The sequence below is a fragment of the Neglectibacter sp. CSJ-5 genome (genome assembly GCF_032490475.1).
In the GTDB taxonomy this organism is placed as follows: domain Bacteria; phylum Bacillota; class Clostridia; order Oscillospirales; family Acutalibacteraceae; genus Hominenteromicrobium; species Hominenteromicrobium mulieris.
On sequence record NZ_JAVYJC010000003.1, the window covers coordinates 1 to 13,435 of the forward strand.

Annotated in this window: 15 protein-coding genes, 1 tRNA gene and 1 pseudogene; 8 read left to right on the top strand and 9 right to left on the bottom strand. The window is 49.3% G+C overall.

From position 1 onward, the window contains the following. The first annotated feature begins 279 nt into the window (after positions 1–279). From R2K26_RS06750 to R2K26_RS06760, 3 genes are all read left to right on the top strand, one after another. Positions 280–1,599 (top strand): ATP-binding protein, encoded by a 1,320-nt coding sequence (locus tag R2K26_RS06750; protein WP_316519338.1) that lies wholly within the window; start codon positions 280–282, stop codon positions 1,597–1,599. A gap of 442 nt (positions 1,600–2,041) precedes the next feature. Further along, a complete protein-coding gene (locus R2K26_RS06755) occupies positions 2,042–2,263 on the top strand; it encodes a hypothetical protein (protein WP_316519339.1) in 222 nt (73 codons plus the stop codon). Positions 2,264–2,468: 205 nt separating this feature from the next. After that, on the top strand, positions 2,469–4,148 hold the full coding sequence (locus R2K26_RS06760) for a recombinase family protein (protein WP_316519340.1): 1,680 nt from the start codon (positions 2,469–2,471) through the stop codon (positions 4,146–4,148). On the opposite strand, the pseudogene R2K26_RS06765 reads toward R2K26_RS06760, so the two are convergent. The 5 genes and pseudogenes from R2K26_RS06765 to R2K26_RS06785 all read right to left on the bottom strand — a co-directional run. Continuing rightward, positions 4,112–4,297 (bottom strand): annotated as a pseudogene (locus R2K26_RS06765) (manganese catalase family protein); the annotation flags it as partial. The gene R2K26_RS06760 and the pseudogene R2K26_RS06765 overlap by 37 nt on opposite strands. Beyond that, complete coding sequence (locus R2K26_RS06770) at positions 4,297–4,551, bottom strand: spore coat protein CotJB (protein WP_176821399.1); 255 nt, start codon at positions 4,549–4,551, stop codon at positions 4,297–4,299. The gene R2K26_RS06770 and the pseudogene R2K26_RS06765, both read right to left, overlap by 1 nt. Continuing rightward, positions 4,548–4,745: a spore coat associated protein CotJA gene (locus R2K26_RS06775; protein WP_308448886.1), complete on the bottom strand. Its 198-nt coding sequence runs from the start codon at positions 4,743–4,745 to the stop codon at positions 4,548–4,550. The genes R2K26_RS06770 and R2K26_RS06775 overlap by 4 nt, the downstream gene beginning before the upstream one ends. 78 nt (positions 4,746–4,823) lie before the next feature. After that, complete coding sequence (locus R2K26_RS06780; protein ID WP_316519341.1) at positions 4,824–5,912, bottom strand: cadherin-like beta sandwich domain-containing protein; 1,089 nt, start codon at positions 5,910–5,912, stop codon at positions 4,824–4,826. 152 nt (positions 5,913–6,064) lie between these two features. Next, positions 6,065–6,418, bottom strand: a complete 354-nt coding sequence (locus R2K26_RS06785) for an integrase core domain-containing protein (protein ID WP_316519342.1) — start codon at positions 6,416–6,418, stop codon at positions 6,065–6,067. A 506-nt stretch (positions 6,419–6,924) separates the two neighbouring features. On the opposite strand from R2K26_RS06785, the gene R2K26_RS06790 reads away from it, so the two are divergent. Beyond that, positions 6,925–8,526 (top strand): FGGY-family carbohydrate kinase, encoded by a 1,602-nt coding sequence (locus R2K26_RS06790; RefSeq protein ID WP_316519343.1) that lies wholly within the window; start codon positions 6,925–6,927, stop codon positions 8,524–8,526. Between the two features lie 81 nt (positions 8,527–8,607). Here the strand turns inward: R2K26_RS06790 and R2K26_RS06795 are convergent, their stop codons facing one another. Next, on the bottom strand, positions 8,608–9,075 hold the full coding sequence (locus tag R2K26_RS06795; protein ID WP_308448888.1) for an Hsp20/alpha crystallin family protein: 468 nt from the start codon (positions 9,073–9,075) through the stop codon (positions 8,608–8,610). Between the two features lie 317 nt (positions 9,076–9,392). Here R2K26_RS06795 and R2K26_RS15445 point away from each other — a divergent pair, with 317 nt between their 5' ends. The 4 genes from R2K26_RS15445 (at position 9,393) to R2K26_RS06810 (ending at position 12,047) form a co-directional block, all read left to right on the top strand. Then, the gene (locus tag R2K26_RS15445; RefSeq protein WP_396897229.1) at positions 9,393–9,620 is read left to right on the top strand and encodes an integrase core domain-containing protein; all 228 of its coding nucleotides are present in this window, start codon (positions 9,393–9,395) and stop codon (positions 9,618–9,620) included. A 141-nt stretch (positions 9,621–9,761) separates the two neighbouring features. Next, positions 9,762–9,835, top strand: a tRNA-Gly gene (locus R2K26_RS06800). Between the two features lie 232 nt (positions 9,836–10,067). After that, positions 10,068–11,432: a DUF4417 domain-containing protein gene (locus tag R2K26_RS06805; protein WP_316519344.1), complete on the top strand. Its 1,365-nt coding sequence runs from the start codon at positions 10,068–10,070 to the stop codon at positions 11,430–11,432. A gap of 51 nt (positions 11,433–11,483) precedes the next feature. Continuing rightward, the gene (locus R2K26_RS06810; RefSeq protein ID WP_316519345.1) at positions 11,484–12,047 is read left to right on the top strand and encodes a histidine phosphatase family protein; all 564 of its coding nucleotides are present in this window, start codon (positions 11,484–11,486) and stop codon (positions 12,045–12,047) included. Between the two features lie 71 nt (positions 12,048–12,118). On the opposite strand, the gene R2K26_RS06815 is transcribed toward R2K26_RS06810, so the two are convergent. The 3 genes from R2K26_RS06815 to R2K26_RS06825 form a co-directional block, all read right to left on the bottom strand. Beyond that, entirely contained in the window at positions 12,119–12,580 is a 462-nt protein-coding gene (locus tag R2K26_RS06815) for an HD domain-containing protein (protein WP_316519346.1), read from the bottom strand. Next, complete coding sequence (locus R2K26_RS06820) at positions 12,580–12,996, bottom strand: (deoxy)nucleoside triphosphate pyrophosphohydrolase (RefSeq protein WP_316519347.1); 417 nt, start codon at positions 12,994–12,996, stop codon at positions 12,580–12,582. The genes R2K26_RS06815 and R2K26_RS06820 overlap by 1 nt, the downstream gene beginning before the upstream one ends. Positions 12,997–13,227: 231 nt before the next feature. Continuing rightward, the gene (locus tag R2K26_RS06825) at positions 13,228–13,398 is read right to left on the bottom strand and encodes a FeoB-associated Cys-rich membrane protein (protein ID WP_316519348.1); all 171 of its coding nucleotides are present in this window, start codon (positions 13,396–13,398) and stop codon (positions 13,228–13,230) included. Positions 13,399–13,435 lie beyond the last annotated feature (37 nt).

The window sequence follows — 13,435 nt, forward strand, 5'->3', positions numbered from 1 at the left end:
TTATTGTCCGTGTCCACTTTTGAAAAAACAACTTCTGCAAAAATATTCCTCATGTCTACTTTTGAAAAAGCAAATCAAAAATAAATATTTTTCGTGTCTACTTTTCTTGACTACTACAAATTTTCGTAGTTTTTGCAAAAAGTCGTTTTAAAAAGTTTTATTTTATCGCAAAAAGTCGTCCGAAAAAGTTTTCAATTTGTAATTAAAGTCCCTTGAAAAAGTTCACAATTTGTGATATGCTATGCGCAAAGTTAGGAAAACGATTCGGAGGGAGCCGCGATGTTAAAACGAAAAATAGAAAAGCGATTGACTGAATGGAAAAACACACCGGGACACAAACCATTGATCATTAAAGGATGCAGACAGTGCGGAAAAACCTTTTCCGTGCTGGAGTTTGCTAAGAAAAATTATAAGCATGTGGTCTATCTGAATTTCTTCGAGAATCCGGACTATGCTTCCGTTTTTGCGGGGTCTCTGGACATTGACAACATCGTCATGTTGCTTTCTGCGCTGCTTGGGAAAGAGGCAGATTTTGAGACCGGAGAGACCGTTCTGGTGTTGGACGAGATACAGGATTGCCCCGAGGCCCGAACCGCATTGAAATTCTTTCGGATCGACGGTCGGTACGATGTGATCGGTACCGGCTCTCTGCTCGGCGTAAAAGGCTATGGCAAGGAGCCGAAATCAGTTCCCGTAGGTTCGGAAACCGTAATTGATATGTATCCGCTAGATTTTGAGGAATTCCTGTGGGCAAACGGGATCTCCGAGCCGGTCATTGATATGTTGCAAAAAGCATTGGATACGGAAACGCCGGTGCCGGACGCATTACACAGCCGCATGAAGCAGCTCCTGCTGCAATATGCCGTCGTCGGCGGAATGCCGGATGCGGTACAGACTTTTGTGGACAGCAAGCAGATGAACGAAGTGCTGCGTATCCAGCGTGACATCGTGCGTTCTTATGAAGACGACATGGTGAAATACGCGGAAAAGAAAGACAAGTCCCGCATCAAGGAGTGTTTCCAGTCCATCCCCCGTCAGTTAGCCAAGGAAAATAAGAAATTCCAGTATTCTGTTGTCCGAAAAGGCTCCACAGCTGCGAAATATGCCGGGAGCCTGCAATGGATCGAGGATGCGGGAATCATCTCCCGCTGCTATAACCTCTCCATTACCGAACTGCCGCTGGACGGCAACGCCGAAGAGGACACTTTCAAGGTATATATGCGCGATATGGGTCTGTTCGTCAGTATGCTGGAAGACGGCACGCAGTATGACATTCTGCAGGGTAATCTTTTCGGCTACAAAGGTGCCATCTTTGAAAACCTGATTGCCGATATTTTTACAAAGATGGGACGGAAGCTCTATTATTTCCACAAGGATTCCGGCTTGGAAGTAGATTTTGTAATCCGCTACAAAGGCGAGTGTACGCTCGTGGAAGTAAAAGCTGCGACCGGCAACATCAAGAGTACGAAGACGATTTTGAATCATCCGGAAAAATATCACGTCAGCAGCGCCATCAAGCTTGGAGACTATAATGTTGGTCGCATGGGGCAAGTTCTGACGCTTCCATTGTATATGGCATTTCTGCTGAGGGCACTGTAATAACTTTCTTTTCACTTTATTTAATATTGGCTGATTTCAGAAAAAATTGCTTATCGCGCAGAGATTCGTATTATAGCAATCGAATACATCTGTATATCTTCCGTCGAAAAAAAGGTTCGCGCAAATTCTAATTTTTTGACAGAGGCACATTCTCCAATACTTGTCACATACAACAGAATAGATTTGCAAATAAAACAGTCAACGCCTATGCAGATAACTACATAGCCGAGAGGTTTTCACTATGAAAGCCCCTCGGCTTTTTCATGTCAGAATGTAGGTGAAACATATACCATATATCCCGTCGGAAGTGGTGGTAAACATCTATAAAGCCCTCGCCGTAAGTATCGGGTTATGGGATAAATGCTGAAAACATAAAGACTTTGTTTTTATTTGTTATCCGGTACAAGTAAGCTCCCATATACTTGCACCACGAGGTGGTAATTTGGCGCACAGAGAATTTATCTATATCGGTGAACCGCTTCCAAAATTGGATGAAAAGGAGCATGCAGCTTTCTTTCTGAACTTGCGGAAAAGCATTCTTCTCTCCTTAAAACAGCGAAATCTGCTGACACCCGCTCAATATCAAGAATGTTTAGCTGAACTGGGAAAAAGAGAAAGCAAAAATCAAATCTGTAATACCATAAAACAGAAACATTCCTTGTGAAAGAAAATTTCACCGATTTTTACACGAATATTTAACTGCCAACAGCATTCTCTAATGTGATCGAGAAAATTAACAACTTCAGGGGGCGGTATTGTGGAAAGCCATCCGAAACAAACTGTAAAAACAAATTTGCACATTCGACAAACCAATTTTCGCTTTCTATAATAATAGGCACAGAAACACTCACTGTAAAAGGGGGATTTATATGAACCGATATGAACGCATGAATCAAGAGCGAAAAATAGTCGATGTGCGAAAGCGTGTGGCTGCCTATTGCCGCGTTTCCACCGACCACGAAGATCAGGCAAATTCCTTTGAGAGCCAGCAGCGCTATTTCAGACAGTATATTGAGCGCAACCCCGATTGGGAGCTTTACGAGATTTTTGCCGACGAAGGCATCTCCGGCACCAACACCAAAAAGCGCAGCGAATTCAAGCGCATGATCGCCTGCGCCAAAGAGGGCGATTTCGATTTGATCATCACGAAAGAGATTTCCCGTTTCGCAAGAAATACGCTCGACAGCATCTATTACACGCGCGACCTCAAAAAACACGGCGTCGGCGTGATTTTTATGAACGACAACATCAACACCTTAGACGGCGATGCAGAGCTCCGCTTGGCGATCATGTCCTCTATTGCGCAGGAAGAAAGCCGTAAGACGTCCGAACGTGTGAAGTGGGGGCAAAAGCGCCGCATGGAACAAGGCGTTGTGTTCGGCAGGAGCATGTTAGGCTACGATGTTAAAGACGGCAAAATGACCATCAACGAAGACGGCGCCAAAATCGTGCGGCTTATCTTCCATAAGTTTGCAAACGAAAACAAAGGCACACACGTCATCGCGCGCGAGCTTCGCGAAGCAGGCATCACGCCTATGCGCGTCAAAGAGTGGAGCAACACCGTCATTTTGCGCGTGATCCGCAACGAAAAGTATTGCGGCGACCTCGTGCAAAAGAAAACTTTCACGCCGGATTTTCTCTCTCACGAAAAGAAATATAACCGCGGCGAAGAAGAATTTGTCATCATCAAAGACCACCACGAACCCATCGTTTCCCGAGAACTTTTTGAGAAAGCCAACCGTATTTTAGATGAAAAATCTCTAACGCAGGAAGGCAAGGCAAAGCACTCTAACCGCTATCCGTTCTCCGGCAAAATCAAGTGCGGCTGCTGCGGCTCCAGCTATGTGGCAAGATATAAAAATCGAAATAACGGAACCCGCTACAAAGCATGGAGATGCTACAAGTCCGCTACACAAGGCAGCTCGCACACCGATAAAGCCGGAAATCCGCTTGGCTGCTCAAATCCAAGCATTCGCAATGAAGATGCCGTTCATATCATGTACCTCGTGACCCGCAGTCTGCAATTAGAGGAAAAGAAAATCACCGCTAATTTGCTTTCGGTCATTCAATCCGTGCTTTCCGTAAACACCGACTATTCGCATATTGAAAAGCTCAAAGAACAAATTCAAACTGTCGAGGATAAGCGCACGCAGCTGATCGACCTGTGCATATCCGGCGCGATCACCAAGCAGGAATTCATCACTAAACGCGAAGCCTGCGATAAGGAGATTTGCGAGCTGCAAGATACGATCAGCGGCATAGACCAGCAGCACCTCCTCGCCGATCAGCAGGAAAGCGTGATGAAAGAAATCACCGCTGCCATTCATGAAATCGTCAGCGGTGTCGAATATGAAGATGCGTTTTATTCACAGATTTTAGACAAAATGGTCGTCCAAAGCAAGGATACCGTTGATGTTTACCTGAATTTGCTCCCAATTAAGTGGAGTTACGCCGTCGCAAAGGCCTCAAAAGGCGTTTTAGACCCCAAAAGCGGCATTTCTGAAACAGAGATACCGATATCCGTCAATATCGCCCGAAGCTCCGGGTAGGGCATGGAGTAGCGCTGGCTGAGGTAGCGCAGGGAAGCGCCTAATTCTCCGTGAGGACCGCCGTATTGGCTTATGATGAGCTTTGCGAGCGCGGGGTTCGGGTTTTTGATGCGTACGGGGTACTGCAGCTTCTTCTCATAAATCCACATTACTCGTTCGCCTCCGTTTCCCACGGCCACGGGTCGCTGATCCACGCCCAGCGGCTCGTTGAGCGCGAAGTCTCGTTTAAGGGGCCGTACGCTTTTTCGTACTCGGCCGTAAGCTTATCGTATTCCTCGCGGTAAGCAGCAAGCTTTTTCGCCGCTTCTTTGCAATACGGATGCGAATCAAGATACAAATGCAGCTCCCACATCGCGAACTGCACGGCGGAAATGTGCCGCCTTAAACGCTGCTGTTCGTTCACCGCGGCTCACCCCGCCTTCCGTAAAACGGTTTATTCAAAACCGGGAACAGTGTGCCGTCATCGAGCGCGCGCGCCGGCTCGTAGGTTTCGCTCCACTGCTGAAACGGCACGTAGGCCATGCCGGGCACGGGGTCCTCGGGCAGCGGCGTACAGGTGGTGCGGCAGCCGCGCAGCATGGTGTTTTCATCTGCCATGTGCTGTGTCTCCTTTCAAACTATACTTGCAAGACAAGCTCGCAGTTCATAGTATGAAAACGGAGCGCAGCGTGTGCATCATGCGCCGTGGCGCGGACCGGACTTTTCCCCCTTCTTTTCGGAAACACGCTGCCATAAAACGGCGAGCATAAAGCCAAACGCCACCGCAAGCAGCACGATGGCAGCCGTAACAAGACGGTCTGTCTGTGCCGCACGGGCGTTTTTCTCCGCTTCCGTATGGGTCAGATTCGCGTCGCGCGCTTCTCCTGTCACAACGGTTGTTTCGGCCGGTGCTTCTTCTGCATTGGCTTCGGCGGCCTCACTTTCCGCAGGCTTTTCACTGCTTGCCGCGTCTTTCCCCTTTGCGGCGGACGACGTGCCCGTCTTTCCTGCCACCGCCGTCACGGGTTTTGTCTCACGCGTGACGGCCACGGTGTACACTGCCGTTTCGCCACTTTCGGACGTCACGGTGAATTCAAAATCGACCGTGCTGCCGCCCGCGCCGAGATTTTTGCGGTTCACGCGCACAGAACAGTCTTCAGCCGGCTGGGCGTCGAAAACGAGTGACGTGACGGAAAACGGCACCGAGAGCGAATATTGGAACCTCTCCGGGTCAAAACTCGGGGAAAGCGTGCCCGTCGGCGGGATGAGCGAAAGCAGTGCCGCGCCGATCTCCGGCTCTTTTACGTAAGTGAACGTCTTTTCCGCCGTCTGCACCGTATCTATTAGTTCTTGCCCCACAGCGTTCGCCGCATCGGTCACGGAAAAGCTGACCGTCACCGCATCAAACTCCGCGCCGCGCTCCGTACGGAACACCAGCGTGAACGGCTCCGTGAGTACGCCGCCGTCCTTCGCCGTGTAAACGAGCGCAAAACGTCCGTCCTGCTGCGAGGTATACACGTGACGCGATTTCACACTTTCCGGCAACTCGGCCTTCGCATTGGCTATGACTTCCGCGTCAAAATCCGCAAACAGAACGAACGCGCCGATGTCCCCGCGCGCCGGCGTGCAGGTCACGGCGAACGATCCGCCGGGACGCACCTCTTCTGCCTGTGCTGCGAATGCGAACAGCGGCTCCGTCTCTTCTGCCATGGCCGAAACACCCGGTATAAAAAGAAACAGGAGTTCACACAGAAGAAACCACGCGCCAAAGTCGTGCTTCTTCATAGTGCACCTCCCGCAAATCATTTTTATATTGCTTTCAGTATAGAAATCGCCGAGCACACTGTCAATAAGTTGTGAACTTTAATCACTTTTTTTGTCTGCGTTGTAAATAGATATGACCCACAAAGAGATAAAAAGAGTGGGATAGAAAAGAATCAGGCGTTAGAAAGTATTTCACGGAGGAGATCAAGAGGGCTTTTGCCGCCTAACGTGCGCATGGGCTTTCTGTTGCTCCAGTGCAAATGATCTTTGAGCTTTCGGTTTAGATCTTTTACACTTGCAAACTTTTCCCAGTTGTAAAAATAGCGCCGGTCGTTTCGATGACTCCGCTCTACCTTGCCGTTGTGCCATGGCGTTCTGGGTGGAATCAGCTTGTGCTGCACGCCGGCGTTCTTCAAAGCGATGTCAAACGGACAGAGTTCCGTATCGCTGATGTACTTGTATGTAAACTCCGTCCCGTTATCCGTCTGGATTGTCTGAATCTTGAACGGAAATACTTTTTGAAGCATTTTGAAGAACTTTACCGAGTTTTCCAGTGTATGCTCCTCAAACCCGTAAATAAATCGTATTCAGGTGCATTCGTCTATGGCTGTCCATCGGTATAAGTGCTTTTCGTCCCGTCTCGCTGCGCCTTTCAGGCAGTTATTGTGCTGTTTTCACTACGGCTTGGCGCTTATATGCTTCTTGTGTTATCCTGTTCATGAGAAGTTACCTCTTTGTGGCGTTTTGGTGGTTTGTGGTGATTCTACTATACCACTTTGAGGTTTACTTCTCTTCTTTTTTTGGGTCATATCATTTTAGCACGGACAGGAAGTTCGTTTTGGGACATTTTTTGTTTTGAAGCAAACGGTTTCACACACGATACAAATTCCGCAGAGGAATTTCGGCAATGTTTTCTCTTGAAAAATGCGATGATTTTCGGTATGATTATATAGAGTTGTTCGTACAAGTGATACGAGTGACGGAATGAGAAAATCATACAAACGGCGGGTTTGCCGTGAAAGGACGGGTATATATGGAACGCAACGAGACTGCCGCGCTGATCCGCGGGGGCGAAGCGGTATTCGGTTTGGAGCTTGGCTCTACGCGCATTAAGGCGGTGCTCATCGGGCCGCACGGCGAGGTGCTGGCTTCCGGCAGCTATGACTGGGAAAACCGCTTGGAGCAAGGTGTGTGGACGTACCACATGGACGACGTTTGGCACGGCATTCAGGAGAGCTACAAGAACCTTGCGGCATCGGTAGAGGAGAAATACGGCGAGAAGATCACGCATTTGAAGGCGCTGGGGTTTTCCGCGATGATGCACGGCTATTTGGCGTTTGACCGCGAGGGTGAGCTGCTTGTGCCGTTCCGCACATGGCGAAACACGATGACGGAGGAGGCTGCCGCCGACCTTACGTCGCGCTTTGGCTTTAACATTCCGCAGCGCTGGAGCATTGCGCATCTGCATCAGGCGATTTTAAACAACGAGCCGCATGTGAAGGACATTGCGTTCATCACGACGCTTGCGGGCTATGTGCACTGGAAGCTGACGGGTGAGAAGGTGCTCGGTATCGGCGATGCCTCCGGCATGTTCCCAATTGACAGCGAGCACAACGTGTACGATTCCGGCATGATGGACACGTTTGATATTCTGCACAAGGAGCACAACCTGCCGTGGCGGCTGCGCGACATTCTGCCGCAGATTCGCCTTGCGGGCGAGGACGCGGGCGAGCTGACCGACGCGGGTGCGCTTTTGCTTGACCCCACCGGCACCTTAAAGCCCGGTGCGCCGTTGTGTCCGCCGGAAGGTGACGCCGGCACGGGCATGACGGCAACGAACAGCGTCCGTGTGCGCACGGGCAATATCTCCGCAGGCACGTCTGTTTTTGCGATGATCGTGCTCGAAAAGGCACTTTCTAAAGTACACACGGAGATCGACATGGTGACGACGCCGACCGGCAAGCCCGTTGCGATGGTGCATTGCAACAACTGCACGTCCGACATCAACGCGTGGGCGGGGTTGTTTAAGTCGTTTGCGGAGCTCATCGGCGCGAAGTGCTCCATGCCGCAGGCGCTTGATACGATGTTCTTTGAGGCTTTAAAGGGCGACGCCGATTGCGGCGGGCTCGTTTCGTGCAACTACTTCTCCGGCGAGCCGATCACTGGCATGGAGGAGGGCAGACCGCTGTTTATGCGCCTGCCGGACAGCGCGTTTACGTTCCAGAACTTTGCGCGCACGCAGCTTTACTCCGCGATGGCGACATTGAAAATCGGCATGGATATTCTGATTGAAAAGGAGCACGCGGAGGTTGATTCGCTGCTTGGCCACGGCGGGTTCTTCAAGGCGAAGGGCGTGGGTCAAAAGCTGATGGCAGGTGCGCTGCATACGCCGGTCTCCGTGATGGAAACGGCGGGCGAGGGCGGCCCGTGGGGCATGGCGCTGCTGGCTTCTTACCTTGTGAACGCAGAGGACGGCGAAACGCTGGAAGATTACCTCGATAAGAACGTTTTCGCCGAGGCAAAGAGCGAGACCGCAGAGCCCGATGAAACCGACATGCAGGGCTTTGAGAAGTTCCTGGGGCGCTATAAGGCAACACTGCCGGTGGAGAAATCCGCAGTGGAAACGCTGAAATAAAACAGAAACGGGGAGCCGCGCAAGGTACACGCACGGCTCCCCATTTCATTCTATATTATTCTGCGTCAAAGGACGGTAGGCTTATTCGATCTCAATGTGGCGCGCGCTGTCCGGCAGGGCCTTCTTCGGCATTTCAAGCTTCAAAACGCCGTTGTCGTAGGTCGCCTTCATGTGGTCGGCGTCTACGCTGCTCAGGTCAAACTGACGGCTGTACGAGCCAAAGGAGCGCTCGCAGCGGACGTAGTTGTTCTTGTCGTCCTTTTCTTCCTGCTCTGCCTTGCGCTCGGCGTGAATGGTCAGCGTGTCGCCGTTGACATCGAGATGGATGTCCTTCTTGTCAAAGCCCGGCAGGTCGGCCTCCAGCGTGTAGCTGTCGCCGTTATCCTTGATGTCGGTCTTGAACGATGCGAGCGCGCTGTGGTCGAACCAGCTGCCGAACGGATCGTTAAAGAAATTACGCTCAAACGCGTCCATTTCACGGAACGGGTTGTAAGCACTCAGGTTGTTTCTTCTATCATTATTGTTACGATACGGTCTCATGTCAAACATAAGTCATTCTCCTCTTTGTTGTGATGTTTTCGTCTTAAAAGCTGCATGTTTTCACGTTTATCGTGTTCACTTTATGTTCCAAGGGAACCACCTCTTTGTATTCATCTTTTCTTTTCGATTATCAGTATAGTGGTACTTTTCGCTTTTTGTGTTATGCGTTTTTTACAAAATTGTTAAACCTGCACTTTTTTCTTTTGAAAAATCATTGCACGGAAAATAACGCTGTGTTATACTGAAAAAAACGGGGTGCAGCCCCGCAGAAAGGGAGCAGGAGTTGATAGAACTTTTGAACAGAAAAAGTGATTAAAGTTCACAATGTGCGGCACAAGCTGATCCCACCCAGAACGCTTTGGCACAACGGCAAGGTAGAGCGGAGTCATCGAAACGACCGGCGCTATTTTTACAACTGGGAAAAGTTTGCAAGTGTAAAAGATCTAAACCGAAAGCTCAAAGATCATTTGCACTGGAGCAACAGAAAGCCCATGCGCACGCTGGGCAGCAAAAGCCCTCTTGATCTCCTCCGTGAAATTCTTTCTAACGCCTGATTCTTTTATATCCCTCTTTTCTTTACCTTCTGTGGGTCATATCTATTTACAACGCAAAACAAAAAAATGCCCCAAAACGAACTTCCCTCTTGATTTTTTCCTCAATTTATATTAGAATAGATAATATAGCAAAATGAATACGCGGGCGTAGTTTAATGGCAGAACATCAGCTTCCCAAGCTGAATACGAGGGTTCGATTCCCTTCGCCCGCTCCAAAAATCACGAGTCTTTTTGATTCGTGGTTTTTTCTTTTGAAAAAAGCTTTTGCACATTTCAAAGCTTCTTCTTTTCCAAAATCGTTAGTGAATGCCGTTTCGTTTCTAAAACTATTCATCAAAATATTTTTTGCAGAAAATGCAGCGAAAGTTTCCTTTTTCAGGGAAACTTTTGCCGTGTTTTCCTCTATAGGTAGAAAGACTTCATTTTACTTATAGAGGAGATGTAAAAATGACTGAAGAGAATCGAGAATATCGCACAAGTCAAATCATGCTAAGAAACCAGTTTCATGGCAAAGACAAATTTAAGATTCCTATTATTCCCAAAGGAAATTTCGGGGATAAAGACTTTCAAAATCTGCTGTTAATCGGCTTTGACCGCACCAACATCAGAGATGAGCATCACTTAAACCGCATGGTTCATTTCTTTTTATATGATTATAAATTTGAACGGATATGGAAAAAACCGGACTATGATATAGAAAAACTGAAACGCTACAGAGCCGTTCTATCTCCAGATTTCAGTATCTATAGAGAGATGAACCCTTCAATGCAGCTTTATAACACTTTTAGAAACCGCTGGTGCGGCGCATATTTTGCTTCAAAAGGAATTCGGGTTATTCCAACCGTAAGTTGGGGAGACGAAAATACCTTTGATTTCTGTTTCAAGGGCATTCCAAAGGGGAGTGTTGTGGCGGTATCCACTTACATGGTTTCTGAGCATGGCAATCACGCCGATCAAAAAGACTTTTTCCTAAAAGGTTATCGCGAAATGCTTCGGCAAATCGAACCCGAACGGATTATTTGTTACAATACCCCATTTCCTGAAATGGAAGGCAACATCATTTTTGTAGATTATGAACTTTCTTCTTGGAAATATCAAAACCATAGCAAGTCTTCAAAATATGCAAAATATCTCACAGGACAGTTGTCTCCTGTCAAAAGCCGTGCTATACTGATAAAAAGAGGTTATGTATTCCCCCAGCAAGAAGAAAAAGGCATGGGCAGTGCTTATGGCGGCGAATGGAAACCTAAGAAACCGGACGATGAAAGATTTATAGGTAAACCGGGAGAAATTAAAACTACCAAAGACAAAAATGGAAATCTTCGACTTACCAAAATCGGTGAAGATGGCAAAGCGGTTTCAGAACGACATTTTTCGGATCACGGTTACCCACGCCACCATTCCATACCGCACGACCACGAACTAGTCTGGGAACACAACCATTTTCATTGGGGCGACACTAAAAATTATTGGGACGGAAATGTCCCCGAATTCAAACAATATGGAGGTAACGATATGGACACTATTTTTCCTGCTTGCAACACTCTGGAAGACGATCGTTTTGAATCTATTGCGGAATTCAAGGACTGCATAGGGCGCGGAGATGAAATTGAATTCGAATGGAAAGGCGTTCATTTCGGAATGAGCGGCTGCCAACCGAAACCGGAGCATCGGATCATGGCCTATCTCTGGAACCAGCCGGATACCGAACAATACTTTGATACGCCGGACGACGCGCTGGAATACATCGTTGCCGGAGACCGCCTGCGCGATATCATCACACAGATAGACGTTCTCTCGCGTGCTTTTTGACGAACCCTATTTGCAGTGTGCAGCGACCGTATACTTTTAGGAGGTTTTTCCATGACCCATCTTTATTACGTCCGCCATGCGCAGCCGGATTACAGTGTTCACGACGATCTGACCCGCCCGCTGACCGAAAAAGGTATGCGCGACTGCGCCCTTGTGACCGCTTTTCTTGCGGACAAGTCTATTGATCGCGTGTTCTCCAGTCCTTATAAGCGCGCCGTGGACACCGTGCAGCCGTTTGCCGCACAGGCGCATCTTCCCATCACCCTGATAGACGACCTGCGCGAACGCCGCATTGATTCCGCTTGGATCGATGATTTCGACAGCTTCTGCAAAGCACAGTGGGCAGACTTTGACTACCGCTACACAGACGGCGAATGCCTGCACACGGTGCAGGAGCGCAACATCGATGCGCTGCAAAAAATTCTGTTGACCTGCGCCGGGCAGAACATCGTCATCGGCGGTCACGGTACAGCGCTGAGCACGATCATCAACTTCTATGATTCGGCTTTCGGCTATGAAGATTTTATCCGTATGCGCTCCAAAGCACCGTGGATCGTGCACTTCACCTTTGACGGAACAAGGTGCATCTCCATCGAAACACACGACTTGATTTAAATCGGATATTCAAAATCAGCCGGATACAAAAAAGCTCCCGCAAATTTTCTCCGCGGGAGCTTTTGTTGTTTTCACTTATTCGCTTTTTTCCGCTGCAAAACGGTCTCGCGCAGCGCGCAGTATTTATCGGCAAGGCACAAAACAGCCGTTTCTTTGAACCGCGGCGGGGCGGGATTTAACGGAAACATGTGCTTTTTGATCATGTCGCGCTCCGTGTCATTCAGCTCAAAGTCGCGGTCGGCATTGCGCAGGGCCGTTCCGGCGTGCCGAAACCCGTGCAGCCTGTGCGCGGGGTCGGGCGTGTGCCAATCGTAGAGGAAATAATCGTGCAGCAAAGCGCCGCGCACAAGAGCGCGCTGGTTCACTTTGAGGTGCAGTCGGTGCACAAGCCACAGGCACACAAGAGCCACGCACACGGAGTGCTCAAACACGCTCACAGACCCGTGCTGCATGTTCTCTTTTGCAATCTGCATACCCGGGGATTTCAAAATATCACCGCCGTGCAAAAACAGCGTGCGCAAAGTGGGGCGCATCAGTTTGCTCCCCCGGCAGGAAACTCCGCCTTGATCTTCGCGAGCACATCCACATCTGCGGGGCAGAACACAACGTCGTCGATCTCCCCGGGCGTGATCCAGCGAAAATCCTGATGCTCAAGCCGCTGCGGCTCGCCCTCTGTAATCTTCGTGTTATAGACAAACAGGTGTACGAACAGATCCGGGTAGTCATGCAGCACGTCCATAAAAAGCGTGCCCACTTCTACCGTAACGCCGATCTCTTCCCTGCACTCGCGGATGAGGGCTTCCTCGTTCGTTTCATTCGGCTCCGTTTTGCCGCCGATGAATTCCCACATACCTGCGCGGGCTTTGCCTTCCGGCCGCTGCCCGATGAGAAATTGATTCCCCTCACGCACAAGCGCCGCCACTACGGTGACGCTTCTTTTATTCTCCACTAAAAAGACCTCCCGTCTTTTGTAAAACAAACCGAATGCAGCGCATATCTCTGCATTTTCATTATAGCACGCAAATTGGGGAATTCAACTGAAAAGTTTCTTACAATACGCAAAACGGGCACAACCTGTTTCCAAGCTGTGCCCGCCTTTCAGGAGGTAGAGGCAACACCGAACAAAGAACGCCTATCGGTGCTGCCTCCATGTTTATGGTTAACGGAGGCCTCGCGGTCTTTACTTCTGTGCGTGCGCGCAGCCGCCGCGGCAAGCCGCGCAGTTGCCGCCGCAGGAGGACTTGCCGTTTTTCTTATCCCGCCTCATCGATTTTACGATCGCAGCGACGATGAGAACAACGACCAGCAACACGATTATTGTTCCTATGTTTTGCGAAAGCCAAGTCAGCATAACGATCTCTCCTTTCGGCTTGGATAATTCCTGAATT

Bases quoted from the DNA above. Each gene is read 5' to 3' on its own strand.
- R2K26_RS06750 (WP_316519338.1), top strand. From the start codon at position 280: ATGTTAAAACGAAAAATAGAAAAGCGATTGACTGAATGGAAAAACACA.
- R2K26_RS06760 (WP_316519340.1), top strand. From the start codon at position 2,469: ATGAACCGATATGAACGCATGAATCAAGAGCGAAAAATAGTCGATGTG.
- R2K26_RS06775 (WP_308448886.1), bottom strand. From the start codon at position 4,745: ATGGCAGATGAAAACACCATGCTGCGCGGCTGCCGCACCACCTGTACG.
- R2K26_RS06780 (WP_316519341.1), bottom strand. From the start codon at position 5,912: ATGAAGAAGCACGACTTTGGCGCGTGGTTTCTTCTGTGTGAACTCCTG.
- R2K26_RS06785 (WP_316519342.1), bottom strand. From the start codon at position 6,418: ATGCTTCAAAAAGTATTTCCGTTCAAGATTCAGACAATCCAGACGGAT.
- R2K26_RS06790 (WP_316519343.1), top strand. From the start codon at position 6,925: ATGGAACGCAACGAGACTGCCGCGCTGATCCGCGGGGGCGAAGCGGTA.
- R2K26_RS06795 (WP_308448888.1), bottom strand. From the start codon at position 9,075: ATGTTTGACATGAGACCGTATCGTAACAATAATGATAGAAGAAACAAC.
- R2K26_RS06805 (WP_316519344.1), top strand. From the start codon at position 10,068: ATGACTGAAGAGAATCGAGAATATCGCACAAGTCAAATCATGCTAAGA.
- R2K26_RS06810 (WP_316519345.1), top strand. From the start codon at position 11,484: ATGACCCATCTTTATTACGTCCGCCATGCGCAGCCGGATTACAGTGTT.
- R2K26_RS06815 (WP_316519346.1), bottom strand. From the start codon at position 12,580: ATGCGCCCCACTTTGCGCACGCTGTTTTTGCACGGCGGTGATATTTTG.
- R2K26_RS06825 (WP_316519348.1), bottom strand. From the start codon at position 13,398: ATGCTGACTTGGCTTTCGCAAAACATAGGAACAATAATCGTGTTGCTG.